Here is a 20,572-nt window from a genome sequence, read left to right as displayed (position 1 = left end):
CTTCATCGATCCGTTAGGGATCAGGCGTAGGTGACGGCAGTGCGCACCGTGCGGCGGCGCATCGCGCCACCGACGAGGCCGAAGCCGGCAATCATCATCGCCCAGGTCGCCGGTTCGGGAACCGCGTTCAGCGTGATGTTGTCGACATAGCCGCCCAGCGAGTTGGACGTGCCGACGGCCGCGAACTTCAGCGTGGTGGGGGCGTCGACGGTGAAGAAACCCGACGTGATCGTCGACCAGCTGGTCTGGTTGCCACCGGTGCCCGTGACGGTGCCCGGCGGATCGAGCAGGACGTCGTTCAGGAACACGCTGATGCCATTGCTGTTGGCGTCAACGCCGGGGCGCGGCGAATACAGGAAGCTGAGCTGATAGGTGCCGGCTTCGATCACGCGCGACATCGAGCTGTTCTGCGAGCTGTCCAGTTCGACAAACACATTGCCGCCGGTGGGCGCGGGGTTGCCCGCGACGTGGTTCTGCAGTTCGATCGGGTGGCTGGCGTCAGCCGCCGTCCAGCCATCGGCGGTCAGGACGTTGGTGAAGGTGCCGTTGGTCGGGCCGCCGGGCACGTTTTCGAAAGTCGAAGTGAAAACGACAGCCGCGCTGGCGGGGGTCGCGGCGATCGCGGCGCCGGTCAGGGCGATGGCACACAAAGCTTTGTACAAGGCAGCCTCCAGGTCACATATGTTGCGCCAATTGTAAGCAGGATTTGTGCCAAGACAGATAAGTAATTGATTCTGATTAAATCACGGCCGGGGTGCCACCCCCGCCCGACGGTCATTCGTAAAGATATCTGACAGTCTGGCGGGGATATGCAGAAATTAACACATTGTTGCGGTAAGATAATCCGCTTGTGCTTAGTCGCGGGTCAGAAATGCGAGGGCGAGATTTTCAAACTCGGCCTTGCGTTCGATCATCGCCCAGTGGCCGCAATTGGGGAACACATGCAGTTCCGCATTGGGGATCAGCCGCATCGGAACCAGCGCGCCATCGAGCGGGTTCACCCGGTCGTCACGGCCCCATGCGATCAGCGTCGGCGCCTTGATCTTTGGCAGATAGGCAAAGCCCTGCACGGCATCCGGGCCACGGCCAAAGGCTGCGATCGCCTCCAGCGCCTGACGCGTATACATTTTCTTGCTGGTTTCCATCGTCACCGGATCGGTCGACGATTTCCAGCGCATTTCGAGCAGTTCTTCGGTCAGGATCGCCTTGTCGAACACCATCGAATGCAGCCACGCGACCAGGCGTTCCTTGCTCGGCTGTTCGACGAAATCGACCAGGCGGGTTAGCCCTTCGCCCGGAAAGCTGCTGAGGATGCCGACGCCGATGCCGCCGATGGTGATGAACCGCTTCACCCGATCGGGATGGGCGGCTGCCAGCTGGGCACCGACGATGCCGCCATAGGAATTGCCGACGATGTGCGCGCTTTCGATGCCCATGCGATCCATGAAGCGGATCACGGAATCGACCGCGGCCGGGATCGGCATGCCTTCCACCGGGGCGCTTTTGCCATAGCCTGGAAGATCCAGAATCAGCGTGCGGAAATGCTTGGCAAACACCGGCAGGTTGTTGCCGAAATTGGCCCAGCCGGTGACGCCGGGGCCGGATCCGTGGAGCAGAAGCAGCGTCTCGCCGCTGCCTGCTTCATGATAATGGAGTGCGCCGCCCGCATCATCCAGAATCCGGCTGGTTTCTTCAAAGCTCATTGCCGACATGCGCATCCTCCGATCCTGTTCGGCGCGCATCTGGCATGAAATTTGGCAGTTCGGCAAGCGTTCGCGTCGGCATCAGCCGGAAACCTGCACCAGCAGCAGATCTGCCCGATCGCCGGCGGCGGGCAGCGGGATCGCGGTGTCAGTGATCCACAGCAATTTGCCCTGGCCATCTTCGATCCGGCCGCTCACCGTGATCCTGTGATTGGGCAGAATACGGGCGGGATCATATTCGATCGCATATGGCAGCGGCACCTGCCGGCCCTCGGTCGGCAACCGTTTCTCCGCGATCAACATCGCCGGCGCGTCGGCCAGCGAAACATCCTGCACCCGCACGATCAGCGTGGCATCGGGTGGTAGCGCGATGCGCTGGCGGTATGTGGCGATCCCTTCGAGAAGAACCAGCCGGGTTGTTCCCTCGCGGCTGGGCGCGGTATTGAACGGCACGGTCATCTGGCACCCCGCGGTTGCAAGCATCAACAGGGCCATCGGCAATATGGCGCGCATTCGGTTTCTCCCCGTTTCGTGCAACATGTGGCGATCATGCCCTTTTGGATGCGATCCGTCGCGCTTCTGTTGGGAGGGGGTATGTGTTATAACCACCTAACACGGTTGGTCGGAGGCAAGGGCGATGCTTCTCGGGATTCTTGCGGCGACAGCGGGTGCGTTACTCCCTCCCGTCGCGGCGCCTGTTCCGCCAGCGGTGATCGCCGCGCCGCCGGCCGTTGTCGCGGGCGCCGAAACACCCCAGGCGCTCGCTACCGCACAGGATGCTGCGCAGCGGATGACGGTGGGGGTGATGGTCAACGGCAAGGGGCCTTACCCGTTCGCGATCGATACCGGGTCGGATCGGACGGCCGTCGCCCGCAGCCTGTCCGATCGGCTTGATCTGCCCAAGGGCAGGCCCGCGACGATGCACAGCATGGGCGGGGCGAACCAGATCGGCACGGCGCTGATCGCCAGCCTGCAGATTGGCAGCAATGAGGTGCTGGATGTGCGGGCGCCCGTGCTCGCCGATCAGAATCTGGGTGTTTCCGGACTGCTCGGGATTGACGGCCTTGCCAATCAGCGGATCGAGATGGATTTCATTGCCGGCACGATGCACGTCTATCCGTCGCGGGTGACGCCGGAAAAGGTGGAGCCGGGGACGATCACCGTCACCGCGCGGCGCAAATATGGCCAGTTGATCCTGGTCGATGCCGACATCGATGGCGAAAAGGTCAATGTGATCCTCGATTCCGGCGCGCAGGTGTCGGTCGGCAACGATGCCTTGCGCCGCAAGCTGACGCGCAAGGGCAAGCAGGGCGGCGTGCGCCAGATCACTCTGGTCGACGTTGCGGGCCGGCAGATCGACGCGGAAATGGGCATGCTGCCGCGGATGCGGATCGGCGGCCTGCGCGTCGAAGGCCTGTCGATCGCATGGACCGAGGCGCATCCGTTCAAGATATTCGGCCTGTCGAAGAAGCCGGCGATGCTGCTGGGCATGGATCTGCTGCGCAGTTTCGAACGCGTGTCGGTCGATTTTGGCAACAAGAAGGTTCGCTTCATGCCGCGCGAACAAGGCCGGCGCGGCCTTGCCCGGGGCGATGCGGCTAAAGGCGGGGCAGGGTAACGCCGCGCTGGCCCATATATTTGCCGGCGCGGTCGGCATAGCTCACCTCGCACGGCTCATTGCCCTGCAGGAACAGGAACTGGCACGCGCCTTCATTGGCATACACCTTGGCCGGCAGCGGTGTGGTGTTGGAAAATTCCAGCGTGACATGGCCTTCCCAGCCGGGTTCCAGCGGGGTGACGTTCACGATGATGCCGCAGCGCGCATAGGTCGATTTGCCGAGGCAGATGACCAGTACATCGCGCGGCACGCGGAAATATTCCACCGTACGGGCGAGGACAAAGCTGTTGGGCGGGATCACGCATACGTCGGTCTTGCGATCGACGAAGCTGTTCGACGCAAAGTTCTTAGGGTCCACCGTCGCCGAATCGACGTTGGTGAAGATCTTGAACTCGTCGGCCACCCGCGCGTCATAGCCATAGGATGACAGGCCGTAGCTGATGCAGCCGTCGCGGCGCTGCGCTTCGACGAACGGCTCGATCATCCCGTCGGCTTGCGCGCGTTCGCGGATCCACTTGTCGGACATGATGGACATTCGACGATCAACTCCCCTTCACGTCACGCAGGCGACGGCTGTTTCTGCCTTTGCCGGGGCTGCGAATTAATGCAAGTCGAGGTCGGCGGGGCCGAACGCATGCGGCAGCAATTCCGACAACAGATGCCGTTCGATCGCGCCGCCATCGCCCGATGCGCAGTGGACGATGATGTCGCGTCCGCCGATCTGCGCGGCTTCGTTCAGCATCTGCCGGCAGCGGCCGCACGGGCGCACCGGGTCGGATCCGTCCAGCCCGCCGCGCGTCTTGCGCCCGCCGACGATGCCGATCGCCACCACGTCGCGCAGCCGGCCGGCGGTGTTGGCGGCGGCCAGCGCCACGGTTTCGGCGCACAGCGACAGGCCGTAGCTGGCATTTTCCATGTTGGTGCCGGGGATGATCGTGCCATCGTCCAGCAGCAGCGCCGCGCCGACCGCGAACCGCGAATAGGGGGCATAGGCGTTGGCGGCCGCCTCGCGCGCGGCGTCGATCAGCACCGCGCCGGCAATGTCGGCCAGATCGACCTCAGCCACGGATGTGGAGCACGCAGATCAGGGTGAACAGGCGCCGCGCCGTATCGAAATCGACGTCGATCTTGCCCTGCAGCCGTTCCTTCAGAAGTTCGGCCGCGTCGTTGTGGATGCCGCGCCGGGCCATGTCGACGGTTTCGATCTGCTGTGGCGTCGCCTGGCGGATCGCCTGATAATAGTTGTCGCAGATCGCGAAATAATCCTTGATCGGGCGGCGAAAGCGACCAAGCCCGAGGATCAGCGTTTCCAGCCGTTGTTCGTCCTCGCTGAGGATATCGATCGCCAGCCGCCCTTCTTCCACCCGCAGGGCGATGCGGAATGGGCCGGCATAGCCTTCAGGATAGTCGCGTTCGGGCCGGAAATGATTGCCTTCGAGCAGGTCGAAGATCGCGATCCGCCGTTCCTGCTCGACATCGGCATTGCGCCAGATAATCGTCTTGTCGTCGAGATCGACGGCGATGATGCGCGGATCGGCCATAAGTGTCCGGCTGCTGTTATCCGAGCAGCCGGAAAATCGCAAAGGGGAAGGGATCAATCGGCGACGTGAACCGTCACGTTCGCGCTTGATCCGGCGACGAGCGGACGATCCGGCTTGCAATCCAGCATCAGGCGGACAGGCACGCGCTGCGTCACTTTCACCCAGTTGCCGGTGGCATTCTGGGCCGGCAGCATCGAAAATTGCGAACCGGTGCCCGATCCGATGCTGGCGACATGCGCTGCGCATTCCTGGCCGCGCATCGAATCGAATTCGATATCGGCGCGCTGGCCGACGCGGACCTTGGCGAGCTGGGTTTCCTTGAAATTGGCATCGACCCAATAATGCCCGCCGGACACCAGCGTGACGCTGGTCAGCGATGCGATTGCGGTTGAACCGGGCTGGAGCTTGTCGACCTGAACGACGACGCCATCCGCCGGCGCGCGTATTTCGGTGCGGGCAAGGTCGAGTGCTGCCTTGTCACGCGATGCGACAGCGGCGGCGATCTGGGGGTGCAAGCCGCCCGATCCGGTACCCAGCATCGCCTGCGCGGCGCTGGCGTCGGCCGAGGCGACGGCGCGCTTGGCCTGCGCGGAGGCAAGTGCCGCGCGCGCCTGATCGAAACTGGCGCGGGTGGTGAAGCCCTTGTCGAGCAAGTCTTTCTGCCGCTGGAAATTTTCCTGTGCGAGTTGAACGTCGGATGCCATCGCGCCGATGTCCGCCGATTTGGAGACATAGTTACTGGATAGTTCGTTCACCTGGATGCGGGCGTTGCCCACTGCGGCTTCGGCCTGCGCCAGTGCGATGCGGTAAGGGGCGGGATCGATGCGGAACAGCAGATCGCCTTTCTTGACCTGCTGGTTTTCACGCACGTTCACTTCGGTGATCAGCCCGCCAACTTCCGGTGAGATGCTGATGATATCCGCGCCAACCTGCGCGTTGTCGGTCGATACGGTCCGCCCGCTCGTCGCCCACAGCCAGATGCCGCCGGCCAGCAGCAGCGCCGGCACCAGCAGCATCAGCGGCAGGCGCCACCACGGGCGGGGATCGGCGGCGATTTCAGTCGCGCTATCCGCAGCGATGGATGTCATTTCGTTCATGCAACCTGTTTCCGCCCGTCTTCGCGCAGCGCCTCGCGGAGGCGCTTCAAACTGTCAACCAATTCATTTCGATGCGTTTCACCAAGCGCGTTTGTTGTTTCCTGTTCCATTTCCAGGCCAATTTCGGACAGTTTTTCGACAATGGCGTGGGCGGGCGGCAGCAGATGAAGCCGCCAAACCCGCCGATCGCGGGGGTCGGCGCGCCGTTCGACCAGCCCGGCTTCGGCCAGCCGATCGATCATCCGGCACAGCGTAATCCGTTCGACTTCGAGGTGATCGGCCAATTCGGCCTGATTCAACCCTTCGTTGCGGGAAATATGAAACAGCGCACGCCATTGCTGGCGCGTGACGCCAAGTGCCCGCGCCCGCGCGTCGAAGCGGTAACGGAAAATCCGTGCCGTATCGTGCAGCAGAAAGCCGATGCTCTCGGTGAGATTAGTAGCCATGCTTACATTATCATGGCTCATGATGGTTATTGCAAGCGGGTTTTGCGATGCAGCATCGGCTTTGCGATTGTCGGAACGCCGCCCATCGGCGATGATAGGCCATGGCCGAACCCATGAGATTGATGCCCGCGGTGTCCGCGGATGCCCCTGAACTGCCCCGCAACGTCGAGGCTGAAGCCGCCTTGCTGGGCGCGCTGATGATCGACAACCGGTTGACCGAAGATGTGCAGGTGCGCCTGCGGTCCGACCATTTTTACGAAGCGGTTCATGGCCGTATCTACGACGCCATCCTGAAACTGGCCGATCGCAACATGGTCGCCAACCCGGTAACCTTGCGGCCGATGTTCGAAGGCGACGAAGCCATGCGCGAGCTTGGCGGGCCGGGCTATCTCGCGCAGTTGACGGGCAGTGGCGCCGCGCTGATCGGCGCGCGCGATTTTGCGACCCAGATTTACGATCTGGCGCTGCTGCGCGAACTGATCGGTGTCGGCCGCAACATGGTGGTCAGCGCGCTCGATACCAGCGAATCGGTTGATCCCAAGGGGCAGATCGAGGCCGCCGAAGTGGCGCTCTACCGGGTTGCCGAAGAAGGCGGCGAACAGGGCAGCGTCAAAAGTTTCGCCCAGGCCACCAAGGTTGCGGTGGAAAATGCCGAACGCGCGCTCAATTCGGGCGGCCATGTCTCGGGCATCACCACCGGCCTCGATAGCGTGAATGCCCGGATGGGCGGCCTGCATCGTTCGGATCTTATCATCCTTGCCGGCCGACCGGGCATGGGCAAGACATCGCTTGCCACCAACATCGCCTTCAACGCCGCGATCCGGCGGGTGCGCGATCGTCAGGATGGCATTCCTGATGAAAAGTCGGTCGGCGCGGGTGTCGCTTTCTTCAGCCTCGAAATGTCGGCGGATCAGCTGGCCACCCGTATTCTGGCCGAGCAGGCGGAAATCAGTTCGCAGAAGCTGCGCATGGGTGACATCAGCCACCATGATTTCCGCAATCTGGCGCGCGCGGCGGCCGAACTCGAAAGCCTGCCGCTTTATATCGATGATACCCCCGGCCTTACCATCGCCGCGCTGCGCACCCGCGCCCGCCGGCTGAAACGCCAGCGCGGTATCGACATGATCGTCGTCGATTACCTCCAGTTGCTGCAAGGATCGGGCAATTCGCGCGATGGCAATCGTGTGCAGGAAATTTCGGAAATCAGCCGTGGTCTCAAGCAGTTGGCGAAGGAACTCCATGTTCCGGTGATCGCGCTGTCCCAGCTCAGCCGTGCGGTCGAACAGCGCGAAAACAAGCGGCCGATGCTGTCGGATCTTCGCGAATCCGGATCGATCGAACAGGACGCCGATATCGTCTGGTTCGTGTATCGCGAGGAATATTACATCAACTTCGAAAAGCCGAAGGAAGCGTCGGTCGAGGTTGGCGACGATGCCGGATCGGTCGCGGCCTTCGATGCCTGGATGAAGCGGATGGAAGACGCGCATGGCCTGGCCGAACTCGTCATCGCCAAGAACCGCCACGGCGCCACCGCGACGGTGACGATGAAGTTCGAAAGCAAGTTCACCAAGTTCACCGATCTGGCCGATGATCGCCAGCGCCCCGATCGCTAGGGGCTGGAAGACCTGTCCTACATCGACCGCGCAATGCTATAGAGCCGCGAATGGGTGATCCCACTCGCGGCTCTTTCTTTATTGAATAACAATTGCTTGATGGGTGTTCGGCGTGAAGTGGAAGATGTGGATGGCAATCCTCAACTTCCTCAACTTAACCCCCGTTGCAATTACAGGCGCAGCCCGGCCGTTTCGCCCAGGCCGCACATCAGGTTGAGGTTCTGCACCGCCGCGCCGCCGGCACCCTTGCCCAGATTGTCGAGTGCGGCGACCAGCCGGATCTGGCCGGTGGCGGCATGGCCGAACGCGAACAATTCCAGCCGATCGGTGCCGGCCGCTTGTTCGAGTGACAGCACGCCGTGGTCGCCGGTGTCGACACGCACGACGGGGCTTTCGCGATATGCTTCCACCAGTGCTTCGCGCACGGCGGCCAGATCGCCCTTCAGCCATACGGGATGGATCGGTACTTCGACCAGCATGCCGCGATAGGTGCGCGCGACGGCGGGCAGGAAGATCGGCGGATGGGCAAGCCCGGCATGGCTCTGCATTTCGGGTACATGCTTGTGGCCAAGGCCCAGCGCATAGATACGGAATGCCGTATCGGTCGCGTCCGGCGCATCGGCCTGTTCGAACGCGGCGATCATCGCCTTGCCGCCACCCGAATAGCCCGACGTCGCGTTGACGCTGAGCGGCGCATCCGCCGACAGCAGCCCGGCGCGGACGAGTGGACGGACGAGCGCGAGGAAACCGGTGGGGTAGCAGCCAGGGTTCGACACGCGGGTCGCGGTGGCGAGTTCGGCGCGGCGTTCGGGTTCGACCTCGGCAAAGCCATAGGTCCAGCCCGGCGCGGTGCGGTGCGCGGTCGATGCGTCGATCACCCGCGTTGCCGGGTTTTCGATCAGCGACACGGCTTCACGGGCGGCGTCATCGGGCAGGCACAGGATCACCGCGTCGGCAGCGTTCAGCGCTTCTGCGCGGGCAGAGGCATCCTTGCGCCGGTCTTCGGCGATGGTGACGAGTGTCACGTCGCTGCGATCGGCCAGCCGCTCGCGAATCTCAAGGCCAGTGGTGCCGGCGGCACCGTCGATGAAGATCTTGACGGTCATGGCAGCACTCTCCGCCGCGCGATAATGGGTTGATCGTGGTCGGGCTTCAATCGGGCGACGACATCGGCCAGCGGCTCACGCACCACCGCCATCCAATGGGCGTTGGCGTGGACCAGCGTTTCTGCATCGGCCATCAGCCCGACATGGCCGGGGAAGAACACAAGGTCGCCGCGCTTCAGCAACTCGCCGTCAGCCAGTTCGACACCGATTTCGCGCTGCTGATCGGTATCGCGCGGGACGGCAACGCCGCACAACGCCATCGCGGTCTGCACGAGACCGGAACAATCGACGCCGTCGCCACCGCGCCCGCCCCAGCGATAGGGCTGGCCGATCAGCCGTTCGGCGACGGCCACGGGGTCGGATTCCGTGGCCGTGGTGGCTACGGCATGGCGGGCATGGACATAGCCGATCGCGCTTTTCAGGAACGGCCCTTCGGCTGTCGCGGCAAAGCGGCTGCCGATCGGCAAGGTGGCGACGACGGGGGCCTTGATGTCGGCTTCGGCGAACACCAGCGCCGATGCCGCCGTGACGACATGATCCGGCTCCGCCGCGTCGCCTAGGGCGTCGGACGGCACATAGCCGACATAATGGTCGTGCAGGCCATAGCCCCATGCCCAGCCGCCTTCATTGTCGATGACGGCAAAGCCTTCGCCCGAAACGAGCTGGGAAACCGCCGCCGCCGCCGGTGACGGCGCCGCGCGCAACGCAACGGAGGGGACGATCACCCGGCCGATTTCGGCTGCCGCATAATGCGGCGCGAAAACACGATCGGCGAGTTCGATATCGGCGATGTCCTTGCGAACGGCGTGGATGCGCGGGTCCAGATGCACGCTCGGCCCGGTCAGGCGGAAACGTTCAGTCCGCCGTGCTGCCGGCTTTCCGTTGGTCGGGCTGGCCTGTGCCGCCCGTGATGAGGTTTCCGAAGCTTGCAAGAAATTCCGCTCCCTTGTCCGTGCGCGCGACGAAGATGTTGCGCCGGTCGGACTCGTCCCGTTCCCGGCGCAGATAGCCGAGTGCGCCAAGCGTGTTCAAGGCGCGTGTGACAACGGGCTTCGATACATGCAGCATATGGGCCAGGCCGCGCACCGTATGCGGCCCGGATTGCAGATAGACAGTCATCAGCAGGGCCATCTGGCGATTGGTTAGATCGGGGTTGCCCGAACGGACATAGCGCACCAGCGCATCCATCCATTCGTAAAGCGTTCGATCCGGCACGGTGCCTACCTCGTCGGTTACGGGCGCGGAATTGGCCCTCGGCCGTAACAACCAGTCAGGCGGCTGCAGGTTTCATGATCGCGTGCCGGGAATGTAAAAAAAGTCGCTCTGATCAGCCGGCATAACGCGTGCGTAGCATCTCCCACGCGGCGCGTAGGCCCAGCGCTTCCCCGCCACGTGGCCGGCCAGGTTTGGCGGACGGGCGCCACGCGAACGTATCGAAATGTGCCCAAGCCGTTGTCGCAGGAACGAATTTTTGCAGGAACAGCGCGGCCGTCACCGATCCGGCCATTCCCCCTTCGCCGGCATTGTTGATGTCGGCCACCGTGGATTTGAGCATATCGGCGTAGCCGGCCCACAAAGGCAGTCGCCAGATCGGATCGGATGCCAGGGTGGCTGCGGCGATCAGGTCGCTGGCAAGCGTCTCGTCATTGGCGAACATGGCTGGCAGATCAGGGCCAAGTGCGACGCGTGCCGCGCCGGTGAGCGTGGCGAAATCGATGATCAGCGCGGGATCATGTTCCGCCGCGCGGGCCAGCGCATCGCCCAGCACCAGGCGGCCTTCGGCGTCCGTGTTGCCGATTTCGACGCTGATGCCCTTGCGGCTGGAAAGCACGTCGCCGGGGCGAAAGGCTTCCGCCGCGACCGCATTTTCGACGGCGGGGATCAGCAGATGGAGGCGTACCGGCAATCCGGCCTGCATGATAAGGGATGCCAGGGCCAGCGCATGCGCGGCCCCGCCCATATCCTTTTTCATCAGCAGCATGCCCGCTGAGGGCTTGATATCGAGACCGCCCGAATCGAAGCAGACGCCCTTGCCGACCAATGCGACGCGGGGATGGGCGGCATCGCCCCATTCCAGTTCGATCAGGCGCGGCGCGCGTGCGCGGGTGGCCGCGCGCCCGACGGCGGCGATCATCGGATAACCCTGCGCCAGCGCGTCGCCCTGGATGACGGTGAAATTCGCGCCGTTGGCGTTGGCGATCGCCTCCACGGCGGATGCCAGTTCGGCCGGCCCCATGTCGCTGGCCGGTGTATCAACCAGATCGCGGACGAGGGCGACGGCAGCGGCCTGCCGCACCACCTCCGCGATGCGTGCGGGATCGGCCGTCAGCAACACGCGCTGGGGAATGGGTTCGGCTTCGCTGCGATAGCGGTCGAAGCGATGATGGGCGAGCAGCCAGCCCAGCGCCGCAGGTCCGGAATCCCCATCGGCGAGACGATAGGTGCCAGCGGGGAGCTTTGCCGCTGCGCCCGCCAGATTCCATGGGCCGTTCTGTTCGGGTACGCCGATAACAGCAGACCAGTCTTCGGGCTTTGCGCCGGGGATCAACGCGAACTGTTCCGGCTTGCCTTTGAACAGTGCGGCATCCAGCGCCACCCGCGTCCGTTCGGGCTGCCCGGTCAGCCAATCCTCGAAACCGTCCTTATGGACGGTGTGGATGAGATGGGCGGGTTGCCCCCGATCGGCCTGTAGGAGCGCGGCAAAGTCTGTCATGCTACGTTCCTAGCCAATTCCGGCGGCCTGGGCGAGGCAGGAACGTGGGCGCAAAAGGGGGATGCGCCGTTTTCTGCGGCGCGGCCGGCCTGTTATGCCAGCCCCGCCTCGACTCCGAACAGATCATGTTCGTCAGCGTCCTCGATCAGCACGCGGACGATATCGCCGGCTTTCATATGGCCGGCATCGCGCAGATGGACCTCGCCGTCGATTTCGGGTGCGTCGGCCTTGGACCGGCCGGTAGCACCGCCATCTTCGGCGTCGACCGCATCGATGATCACGTCCAGCGTGCGGCCGATTTTCGCCTGTTGCTTGGCGGCCGAGATCGCGGCGGTCTTTTCCATGATCCGTGCGTAACGTTCTTCCTTCACCGCTTCCGGTACCGGATTGGGCAGAAGGTTCGCGGCTGCGCCCTCGACCGGTTCGAAGCGGAAAGCGCCGACGCGATCGAGCTGTGCTTCATCCAGCCAGTCGAGCAGATATTGGAAATCTTCCTCGGTTTCGCCGGGGAAACCCACGACGAAAGACGAACGGACAGCGATGTCCGGGCAGATCGCACGCCATGATTTCAGACGATCGAGCACCTTGGCTTCGTTTGCCGGGCGCTTCATTGCCTTCAGCACATTGGGGGATGCGTGCTGGAACGGAATATCCAGATATGGCAGCACCAGCCCTTCGGCCATCAGCGGAATGACCTGATCGACATGGGGGTAAGGGTAGACGTAGTGCAGCCGCACCCATGCGCCGAGCTTGCCCAGTTCGCGGGCCAGATCGGTCATGTGGGCGCGCACCTCGCCGCCCTTCCAGGCGCGGGGCTGGTGCTTGATGTCGACGCCATAAGCCGACGTGTCCTGGCTGATGACCAGCAGTTCCTTCGTGCCCGCCTCGACCAGCTTTTCGGCTTCGCGCAGGATCGCATCGGGCCGGCGGCTGACAAGATCGCCACGGATCGATGGGATGATGCAAAAGGCGCAGCGATGGTTGCAGCCTTCGGAAATCTTCAAATAGCTGTAGTGGCGCGGCGTCAGCTTGAGATCGCGTTCCGGCACCAGATTGAGGAATGGTGATGGCGGCACGGGAGCCGCTTCATGTACCGCACCCACCACCGCTTCATATTGATGCGGGCCGGTGACCGCGAGGACGCCGGGGAAACGCTTGCGGATCACCTCCGCCTCATTGCCCATGCAGCCGGTGACGATGACGCGTCCATTTTCGGCGATTGCCTCGCCAATGGCTTCCAGGCTTTCTTCCTTCGCCGAATCGAGGAAGCCACAAGTGTTGACCAGCACGACGTCGGCATCGTCATAATTGCCGGACATCTCGTAGCCGTCCGAACGCAGTTTGGTGAGAATCCGTTCGCTGTCGACCAAAGCCTTGGGACAGCCGAGCGAAACCATGCCGATTTTCGGCGGGGAGGGGAGTGTTGTTGCCATGGGAGCGCGCCACATAGTGGATTGCGCGCCAATTTGCGAGAGGGGGGATGATTTCTCGCATCAGTGGCCGCGAAATCGGCGTTTTTGTGGCGACAGGAAATCAGCCGCCTGTGAGCCTTGGCACGATTTCCACGATGATATCGCCCGCTTCGATCCGTTGCGCTGCTTCATTCCAGAAGCCATGTGGCGTGCCGTTGCGGTAGATGCGCACGCCCAGGCCCGTTGTGATCTCGGAAAGTGGCTTGCCTATATCGGCGGGGGTTGCCTTGCGTTCGTGTAGCGCGACCCGGCCATCATGGGCGGCAAGGTCGGCCATATATTCCGCAATATGCGGGCCATCGGTGGATCCGGCCAGCAGCAAACCCGAAAAGCTGACCGGATTGATGACGGTGGTCGCGCCAGCCTGTCGGGCGAGCGCTTCATTATCTTCGGACCGGATCACCACGCTGATCGGCACATGTGGGGCAAGGCGCCGGGCAGTCAGCACGATCAGGATCGACGTGTCGTCACGGCCAGCCGAAACGATCATCGCGCGTGCACGCTCGATGTGGACGGCGGACAGCGTGGCATTGCGCGTCGAATCGCCTTCCAGCACGGAGGCTCCGATTTCCTCGGCTTGGGCCAGCGCGGCATTGCGGCCATCGATCACGACGATTTCGTGTGCGGGCGTGCCCCGTGCGATCAGTTCGCGCACCGCTTCCGACCCGCTGGTGCCGAAGCCGGTGACGATGACATGGCCGTTCAGGTTGCGCTGGATCCGGCTCATCCGCCATTTCTCCCATGTGCGTTTGAAGACGAAATCATAGGCCGTCCCCAGAAAGATCAGCCAGACGAACAGGCGGATCGGCGTGACGAGAAACGTATCGAACATTCGCGCCCGATCGGTCACGGGTACGATATCGCCAAACCCTACCGTCGTGACCGTGACCATGGTGAAATAGAGGACGTCGGTGAAGCTGACATGGCCATCGATATTGTCACGCAGTCCGGTGCGATCGAGCCAATGAACGGCGAGCGCAATGGCGATCAGCCCAAAGGCCAAGGCCACTCGCAGCAGCAACGAAAGCCATATTGGCAGCGGCGACTTGCGGCGCAGCGGCGCAAAGGCGGGAACGTGAAAGATCCGGGGCCGGTTCAACTGCGTTTCGGCAGATAGATTAGGGGATCGACCGGCTTTGCCCCCTGACGGATCTCGAAATGCAATTGTGGGCTATCGACATGGCCGGTGGCGCCTGCCCGAGCGATGATCTGGCCGCGCCGTACCGCCTGTCCGCGTGTGACGAGCAGTTCGGATGCGTGGCCGTAGGCGGTGGTCCACGTATCGTTGTGGCGGATTAGGATCAGCCCGCCATAGGCGGTGAGATCGGTTCCGGCATAGGCGACGACGCCATCGGCCGCAGCCGCGACCGGCGCGCCCGCGGTGGCCGCGATATTGACGCCGTTGTTGCGACGCCCGCTGCCAAAATTGCCGAAACTACGTTTGATCGTGCCGGTCAGTGGCCAATCGAACCGGCCCGAAAAGGGCCGCGCGGCCGCGACGGCTTCGGTAGGGGGCAGCGGGGTTGTGCGCGGCGCGGTGGAGGCGGGCTTGGCCGGGGTGGCGCGTTCAGCCAGCGCTGGTTCGCCCCCGGTGATCAGATCGTCGATGTCGAGTGAGAAAGCCGCCGCGCGTTCTTCCATCGACATGCTGGCGACTTCGGTGGCGGACGGCAGCAACAAACGCTGGCCCACGCGCAGGATATAGGGTTCTTCCAGCAGATTGAGTTCGGCGATGCGCTGCCATTCAACACCATAAGCGCGGGCAATGGCGATGCCGGTTTCACCGCCATGCACCTGATGCCATCGTCCTGCCGGGATCGTCAGCTTTTGTCCGATCCTGATGACGAATGGCGGCGCGAGGCGATTCGCCCGTGCGATCGCTTCGGATGCGGCACCTGTCTTGTCGGATACCCGGCGCAGCGTATCACCGCGCTGTACGATATAGCGGCCGCCCCGGCTTTCGACGGCGTTGGGTGTGACCGGGCGGATATCGAAGGAGGGTGGCGGCGGTGCGGGCAGTGGGGGCGGCGCGGGTGGTGCGACTGGCGCGGATGGCAGCGGCACGGCTGGCCGGGGTTCGGCAGTGGGTGCGGGCGCGCGCGGCGCCACACAGGCCGTCAGCGCGGCAATCCCCATCAGTGTAACCGTGAAGCGAGTGATCGGCCGGCCGAGCATGGATGTGTGTCTAGGCAATGCCGGCACGCGTGGGAATAGCCCTGCCTCCTAAATGCCTTGATACGCCGTGCGCAGCGAAGCGATGGACGGCCCATGGGTCAGATCGAGGTGCAGGGGCGTGACGGAGATGAAGCCATCGGCGATCGCTTCCAGATCCGTGTCATGCTTGGGGGTCGGCACGGCGCCGCCAAGGCCAAACCAGTAATAATTGTAGCCGCGCGGATCGGTGCCCTTGATGATCCGCAGCCGCCCATAATCGCGGATTCCCTGGCCGACGACCCGCACGCCACGTACCTGATCGGCGGGAACGGCGGGGAAATTGATGTTCGTCAGCGTGCCCGGCGTCCACGGCGTTGCCAGCAACGGCGCCAGCACGCGTGTCCCCCAGGCTTCGGCCGCCGCGAACGGCACGGCATCGCCCATGGCTTCCTTGGCATAGACCTGGCTCAGCGCGATCGAGCGAAATCCGGCCAAGGCCCCTTCCATCGCCGCCGAAACGGTGCCCGAATAGGTAACGTCCTCACCCAGATTGGCGCCGCGATTGACGCCCGAAAGCACCAGATCGGGTGGGCTGTCCTTCATGATCTCGGCCACCGCCATCATCACCGCATCGGTGGGCGTTCCCGTCACCGAGAACCGCTTGTCGCCATGCTTTCGCAGCCGCACCGGGCGGGTCAGCGTCAGCGAATGGCCCGCGCCTGACATTTCATCGGCCGGGGCGACGACGGTGATATCGTCCGAAATCGTCCGCGCGATGGCCTCCAGCACGGCAAGGCCGGGGGCGTGGATGCCATCGTCATTGGTGAGGAGAATACGCATCAGGCGGGCGTCAGCCTTTCGATTCCACCCATGTAGGGCTTGAGGGCGTCGGGAATGCGGACGGACCCATCGGCATCCTGGTAATTTTCAAGGATTGCAACCAGCGTGCGGCCAACCGCAAGCCCCGATCCGTTGAGCGTGTGCACGAAGCGCGTGCCCTTGGCATCACCGGCGGGCCGGAAGCGTGCGTTCATCCGCCGCCCCTGGAAATCACCGCAGTTGGAAACGCTGCTGATCTCGCGATACTTGCCCTGGCCGGGCAGCCAGACTTCAAGGTCGAACGTCTTGCGCGCGGTAAAGCCCATGTCGCCCGAACACAGCATCATGCGGCGATAGGGCAGCCCCAGCCGTTCGAGGATCATTTCGGCCGCGCGGACCATCCGGTCATGTTCGGCCTCCGATTGCTCGGGCGTAGAGATGGCGACCATCTCGACCTTGTCGAACTGGTGCTGGCGGATCATGCCGCGCGTGTCGCGGCCGGCCGCCCCTGCTTCCGAACGGAAACAGGGGGTGAGCGCGGTAAAGCGCAGCGGCAGTTGTGCCTCGTCCAATATCTGTTCGCGGACCAGATTGGTGAGGCTGATTTCGGCGGTTGAGATCAGCCAGCGGCCATCGGTCGTCTGGAACAGGTCTTCGCGGAACTTGGGCAACTGGCCGGTGCCGAACGCCGCCTCGTCGCGCACCATTAGCGGAGGCGCGACTTCGGTATAGCCGTTCACTTCGGTCTGCACGTCCAGCATGAACTGGCCGATCGCGCGGTTGAGCCGGGCAATGCCGCCTTTCAGTACCGCGAAACGTGCGCCGGAAATGGCGGCCGCGCTTTCGAAGTCAAGGCCAAGCGCGGGGCCGATATCTGCATGTTCCTGCGCGTCGAAATCGAAGGTGCCGGGTGTACCCCACTGGCCGACCTCGACATTCGCGTCCTCGTCGGCGCCTTCGGGCACCTCGTCTGCGGGGATGTTGGGCAGCGCGCCCAGGATCATATCCAGCGCGGCGGCGGTTTCCTGTTCTTCCGTCTCAAGGGCCGGCATCCGTTCCTTGATCGCGGCGACTTCGGCCATCAGCGCCGATGCGGTCGCTTCATCCTTTTTGGCTTTCGCTTGCCCGATCGCCTTCGACGCCTCGTTGCGGCGGGTCTGCATTCCCTGCAGTTCGGTGGCCAGTGTACGACGCTTTTCATCCAGCGCGAGTATTTCGGCGGAGTGCGGCGCAAGGCCCCGTCGTGCAAGGCCGGCATCGAAAGTGGCGGGATTGTCCCGGATGGCGCGTATATCGTGCATGGCCGGGGCTATGGCCCAAGCAGCGTTATGCGCGCAACCCCGCAGCCCTTCGCGCGTTGGCGGAAAGGTTCCACGCGAGACGGAGGGAAAGATGCGCGTTCCTTACAACAGCGTCGTTCTGGTTGCCGATGGACGCAAGATGTTGCTGCTGCGCAACGCCGGTGATGCGATCGACCCGCAGTTCGAGGTGATCAACGCCGCCGAACAACCGGATCGCGCGGATCGCGACCTGAAAAGCGACGCACCAGGCCGCGCGATGTCGGGCATTGGTTCGGCGCGCACCGCTTTTGAGGAAACCGATTATCATCAGCAGGAGGAAGATCGCTTCGCCGCAGATACCGCCGCGATGTTGACCCGGCATGCCATGGATAATCATTTCGACAATCTGATCGTGATCGCCCCACCGCGCACATTGGGCGCTTTGCGCAAACGCTACAGCCGGGATGCAAGCGATCGGCTGAAGGGGGAACTCGCCAAGGATCTGACCGGTCATTCGGTGGACGCGATAGGCCGTATCCTTCGTGCGACGGAATGAAAGGCGCGGGGCGGCTCACCCCTTTTAGGCCTCCATTCATCGCCTTGGCGTGGCCCGATCGCCCGCTTCTCGCGTTGTCTGGTCGAGACAGAAAGTGAAGGAGATGATTCTGATGCAGTTCAAAACCTGGTTTGCGGCCCCTGCGGCATTGGCTCTTTTTGCGGTGCCGGCGCTGGCGCAACAGCCCGCCGCACCTGCTGCGGCAGCCACGTCAACCAAGGCTGCGGCAGGCGCGACGGTTTATGACACGTCTGGCGACGTGGTTGGCTCGATCGAGGCTGTGAACGGCGATCTGGCCGTGCTTTCCACGGGGAAAAGTAAGGTTTCGATCCCGCTCAGCTCATTCGGCGTGGGTGAAAAAGGCCCAGTGCTGGCGATGACCCGCGATCAGATCGACGCGCAGGCCGGTGCTGCCAATGCTGAAGCGGCCGCTGCGGCGGAGGCCAAGAAGAAGGCCCAGCTGGTTGCCGGTGCCACCGTGAAGGACCCCGCTGGCGGTACGGTGGGCACGATCAAATCGGTCGACGCGCAATATGCGCTGGTGGACACCAGCAAGGTGCAGGTGCGCCTGCCGCTGACCGCCTTTGCGGCGAGTGAGGACGGCCCCGTGATCGGCATGACCAAGGCTGAACTCGATGCGCAGGCCGGCGCTGCCGCCGACGCGCCGGAAGGTGGCGCGAGCCGCTAAACCCGGATTCGGGTCGCATGATTGGGCCGTGCCGGGTTTCCGCCCGGCATGGCCCTTTTCTTTGGGGTCTGACTGGCGCCAGAACGGTCGTTATTCACACCAGTCGGTGCCGATCAGGTTCATGAAACCGCAACACGGCATCTGTTAGGGCGCGCGCTTGGCACAGGGTGTGTGGCCAGTGTGGCGTTCGTTCAACAATCGTATGAGATCGAAACGTCGCCGATTCCGCCGCTTGTGCCCGGTTATGGGGGTGGCTATAGCGCCCCGACGAATAATCCACCGCGGTAAACGTGGGCGGTAGCGGAGAACGTGATGGCGACGGCGCTTAATTCGACTCCCAATATCAGGACAGGATCCGAGCAGCGCGACGCACTCGATGCCGACTATCGTCCGTCCGTCGACGAAGAATTCATGAACGCGCAGCAGACGGCCTATTTCCGGCAGAAGCTGATCGATTGGAAAGAATCCATTCTGCGTGAAGCGCAGGGGACCTTGGCCCATCTGCAAACGGATTCGCTGCGGGAACCGGATGTTACCGATCGTGCGTCGAGCGAAACCGACTGGTCGATCGAACTGCGCACGCGTGATCGTCAGCGTAAGCTCATTTCCAAGATCGACGCTGCCCTGCGGCGGATCGAGGAAGGCGAGTATGGCTATTGCGAGGTGACGGGCGAACCGATCTCGCTGGCCCGCCTTGAAGCACGGCCGATCGCCACAATGACCGTGGAAGCGCAGGAACGGCACGAACGGCAGGAAAAGGTTTCCCGCGACGAATAGCGTCCGCCGCACCGTTAACCCATTCTCGGGCAATCGCTGCTTTTGCCGGTCGTAACCATGGCCGTGCTATAGTATGTTTGCGAAAGATAAGAGATTTCAAGGGTCGACGGTGGACGATAAGACCACTTTGGGCATTGACGATGACGGTTCGGCGCCTGTCATGCACGAGCGCAAGGAGCCGCGCGACAGCCTGTTCCTCCAGGCGGCGGTTACGCTGGGCGAAGCTGGGCCACTGCTGTTGCGCGTGCGCAACCTATCCGCCGGCGGCATGATGGTCGATTGTGATCAGGACTGTGCGAAGGGCGACCCCGTTGTCGCCGAATTGCGGGGCATCGGACGCGCGCGCGGGCGAATCGCCTGGCGGGCAAGCGGCCGCATCGGCATTGCGTTCGACGACCCCGTCGACCCTCTGCTGGCGCGTGTGCCGGTGAAAGCGGCTGTGCGGGCGCAGGACATGAGCACGGCTATGACAGAGCAGATGCGGCGCCCCGGGGTTCGCTCCAAATTCTGAGATAAGGTGTGATCGGCGATCCGACCGCATCGGGTTGGCCGATGGGCTGGCCTATCCATTTTTGCGGTGCCGCGATCTGGCGTCGCTGGCGTGTGGTTCGGTTGGCGGCCGTCGCTGCCCGATTCGCGGGCAGCGACCATTGCCGCGAAGCGCGTCAGATCTTGCGAAGCGCTTCCTTGATTCTCAGCTTTTGTTTTTTCAGCGTAGCGATCAGCGCGCTATCCGGTGCCGGCCGGTTATTTTCGGCGGCGATGCGGGCATCCAGCCCGGCATGCTTGGCGATCAATGCGGACGAATGGGTGTTCTCCATATGGATCCTCCTTTCCCGTTCCGATTGGGGGCAGGCCAGTAAATCACCGAATGGTGTGCTTGTAATCCCCTATTTCGGTCGATGCGGCAGGATGTGGCGCAGCGTGCGGCAGGATGCGTGCCATGCGTGCGCTTGAGCGGCGGCGCGTTCGCCGATAACGCTGGTCGG

At 63.4% G+C, this 20,572-nt stretch carries 24 protein-coding genes; 6 read left to right on the top strand and 18 right to left on the bottom strand.

All coding sequences use genetic code 11. The features are described 5' to 3' along the window. Window positions 1-20 precede the first annotated feature (20 nt). The 3 genes from KC8_RS20270 to KC8_RS07340 all read right to left on the bottom strand — a co-directional run bounded on the left by KC8_RS20270 (window position 21) and on the right by KC8_RS07340 (window position 2,216). A complete protein-coding gene (locus tag KC8_RS20270; RefSeq protein ID WP_010127611.1) occupies window positions 21-662 on the bottom strand; it encodes a PEPxxWA-CTERM sorting domain-containing protein in 642 nt (213 codons plus the stop codon). A gap of 192 nt (window positions 663-854) precedes the next feature. Next, window positions 855-1,718, bottom strand: coding sequence for an alpha/beta fold hydrolase (locus KC8_RS07345; RefSeq protein ID WP_029624827.1), 864 nt, complete (start codon window positions 1,716-1,718; stop codon window positions 855-857). 66 nt (window positions 1,719-1,784) lie between these two features. Continuing rightward, complete coding sequence (locus KC8_RS07340; protein ID WP_010127613.1) at window positions 1,785-2,216, bottom strand: YbaY family lipoprotein; 432 nt, start codon at window positions 2,214-2,216, stop codon at window positions 1,785-1,787. Window positions 2,217-2,340: 124 nt separating this feature from the next. Here KC8_RS07340 and KC8_RS07335 point away from each other — a divergent pair, with 124 nt between their 5' ends. Then, the gene (locus KC8_RS07335; protein ID WP_010127616.1) at window positions 2,341-3,321 is read left to right on the top strand and encodes a retroviral-like aspartic protease family protein; all 981 of its coding nucleotides are present in this window, start codon (window positions 2,341-2,343) and stop codon (window positions 3,319-3,321) included. Here the strand turns inward: KC8_RS07335 and dcd are convergent. The 5 genes from dcd to KC8_RS07310 all read right to left on the bottom strand — a co-directional run bounded on the left by dcd (window position 3,302) and on the right by KC8_RS07310 (window position 6,405). Next, window positions 3,302-3,856 carry a dCTP deaminase gene (gene dcd / locus KC8_RS07330; protein WP_010127617.1) on the bottom strand — a complete coding sequence of 185 codons (555 nt, stop codon included), beginning with the start codon at window positions 3,854-3,856 and terminating at the stop codon, window positions 3,302-3,304. The two genes, KC8_RS07335 and dcd, sit on opposite strands and share 20 nt — an antisense overlap. 66 nt (window positions 3,857-3,922) lie before the next feature. Next, on the bottom strand, window positions 3,923-4,387 hold the full coding sequence (locus tag KC8_RS07325) for a cytidine deaminase (RefSeq protein ID WP_010127618.1): 465 nt from the start codon (window positions 4,385-4,387) through the stop codon (window positions 3,923-3,925). Beyond that, complete coding sequence (locus KC8_RS07320; RefSeq protein ID WP_010127619.1) at window positions 4,380-4,862, bottom strand: UPF0262 family protein; 483 nt, start codon at window positions 4,860-4,862, stop codon at window positions 4,380-4,382. The genes KC8_RS07325 and KC8_RS07320 overlap by 8 nt, the downstream gene beginning before the upstream one ends. A 53-nt stretch (window positions 4,863-4,915) precedes the next feature. Then, entirely contained in the window at window positions 4,916-5,959 is a 1,044-nt protein-coding gene (locus KC8_RS07315) for an HlyD family secretion protein (protein ID WP_010127620.1), read from the bottom strand. Then, entirely contained in the window at window positions 5,956-6,405 is a 450-nt protein-coding gene (locus KC8_RS07310; protein WP_010127622.1) for a MarR family winged helix-turn-helix transcriptional regulator, read from the bottom strand. Before KC8_RS07310 ends, KC8_RS07315 begins: the two co-directional genes overlap by 4 nt. A gap of 101 nt (window positions 6,406-6,506) precedes the next feature. Here KC8_RS07310 and KC8_RS07305 point away from each other — a divergent pair, with 101 nt between their 5' ends. Beyond that, window positions 6,507-8,018 (top strand): replicative DNA helicase, encoded by a 1,512-nt coding sequence (locus KC8_RS07305; protein ID WP_010127623.1) that lies wholly within the window; start codon window positions 6,507-6,509, stop codon window positions 8,016-8,018. A 170-nt stretch (window positions 8,019-8,188) separates the two neighbouring features. Here KC8_RS07305 and argC read toward each other — a convergent pair whose 3' ends face one another. From argC to serS, 9 genes are all read right to left on the bottom strand, one after another. After that, entirely contained in the window at window positions 8,189-9,124 is a 936-nt protein-coding gene (gene argC, locus KC8_RS07300; protein ID WP_010127624.1) for an N-acetyl-gamma-glutamyl-phosphate reductase, read from the bottom strand. Next, entirely contained in the window at window positions 9,121-9,954 is an 834-nt protein-coding gene (locus tag KC8_RS07295) for a C40 family peptidase (RefSeq protein ID WP_010127625.1), read from the bottom strand. The genes argC and KC8_RS07295 overlap by 4 nt, the downstream gene beginning before the upstream one ends. 25 nt (window positions 9,955-9,979) lie before the next feature. After that, on the bottom strand, window positions 9,980-10,312 hold the full coding sequence (locus tag KC8_RS07290; protein ID WP_010127626.1) for a MarR family winged helix-turn-helix transcriptional regulator: 333 nt from the start codon (window positions 10,310-10,312) through the stop codon (window positions 9,980-9,982). A gap of 139 nt (window positions 10,313-10,451) precedes the next feature. Continuing rightward, a complete protein-coding gene (locus KC8_RS07285) occupies window positions 10,452-11,837 on the bottom strand; it encodes a leucyl aminopeptidase family protein (protein WP_010127627.1) in 1,386 nt (461 codons plus the stop codon). A gap of 92 nt (window positions 11,838-11,929) precedes the next feature. Beyond that, on the bottom strand, window positions 11,930-13,270 hold the full coding sequence (rimO, locus tag KC8_RS07280; RefSeq protein WP_029624830.1) for a 30S ribosomal protein S12 methylthiotransferase RimO: 1,341 nt from the start codon (window positions 13,268-13,270) through the stop codon (window positions 11,930-11,932). Window positions 13,271-13,370: 100 nt separating this feature from the next. After that, complete coding sequence (locus KC8_RS07275) at window positions 13,371-14,408, bottom strand: potassium channel family protein (RefSeq protein WP_010127629.1); 1,038 nt, start codon at window positions 14,406-14,408, stop codon at window positions 13,371-13,373. Continuing rightward, complete coding sequence (locus tag KC8_RS07270; protein ID WP_010127630.1) at window positions 14,405-15,484, bottom strand: M23 family metallopeptidase; 1,080 nt, start codon at window positions 15,482-15,484, stop codon at window positions 14,405-14,407. Before KC8_RS07270 ends, KC8_RS07275 begins: the two co-directional genes overlap by 4 nt. Window positions 15,485-15,532: 48 nt before the next feature. Beyond that, window positions 15,533-16,303, bottom strand: coding sequence for a 5'/3'-nucleotidase SurE (surE, locus tag KC8_RS07265; protein ID WP_010127631.1), 771 nt, complete (start codon window positions 16,301-16,303; stop codon window positions 15,533-15,535). After that, entirely contained in the window at window positions 16,303-17,583 is a 1,281-nt protein-coding gene (gene serS / locus KC8_RS07260; RefSeq protein WP_010127632.1) for a serine--tRNA ligase, read from the bottom strand. The genes surE and serS overlap by 1 nt, the downstream gene beginning before the upstream one ends. 91 nt (window positions 17,584-17,674) lie before the next feature. Here serS and KC8_RS07255 point away from each other — a divergent pair, with 91 nt between their 5' ends. The 4 genes from KC8_RS07255 to KC8_RS07240 all read left to right on the top strand — a co-directional run bounded on the left by KC8_RS07255 (window position 17,675) and on the right by KC8_RS07240 (window position 20,094). Continuing rightward, window positions 17,675-18,118, top strand: a complete 444-nt coding sequence (locus KC8_RS07255; RefSeq protein ID WP_010127633.1) for a host attachment family protein — start codon at window positions 17,675-17,677, stop codon at window positions 18,116-18,118. Window positions 18,119-18,230: 112 nt separating this feature from the next. After that, entirely contained in the window at window positions 18,231-18,806 is a 576-nt protein-coding gene (locus KC8_RS07250; protein ID WP_138956788.1) for a hypothetical protein, read from the top strand. Window positions 18,807-19,118: 312 nt separating this feature from the next. Continuing rightward, window positions 19,119-19,583, top strand: coding sequence for an RNA polymerase-binding protein DksA (gene dksA / locus KC8_RS07245; RefSeq protein ID WP_010127636.1), 465 nt, complete (start codon window positions 19,119-19,121; stop codon window positions 19,581-19,583). Between the two features lie 109 nt (window positions 19,584-19,692). Beyond that, window positions 19,693-20,094: a PilZ domain-containing protein gene (locus KC8_RS07240; protein ID WP_157663906.1), complete on the top strand. Its 402-nt coding sequence runs from the start codon at window positions 19,693-19,695 to the stop codon at window positions 20,092-20,094. Between the two features lie 154 nt (window positions 20,095-20,248). Here KC8_RS07240 and KC8_RS07235 read toward each other — a convergent pair whose 3' ends face one another. Beyond that, window positions 20,249-20,404 (bottom strand): YdcH family protein, encoded by a 156-nt coding sequence (locus tag KC8_RS07235; RefSeq protein ID WP_010127638.1) that lies wholly within the window; start codon window positions 20,402-20,404, stop codon window positions 20,249-20,251. Between the last annotated feature and the right edge of the window lie 168 nt (window positions 20,405-20,572).

It is taken from the genome of Sphingomonas sp. KC8 (genome assembly GCF_002151445.1).
Lineage (GTDB): Bacteria > Pseudomonadota > Alphaproteobacteria > Sphingomonadales > Sphingomonadaceae > Sphingomonas_E.
This window is presented reverse-complemented; position numbering and strand designations above follow the sequence as displayed.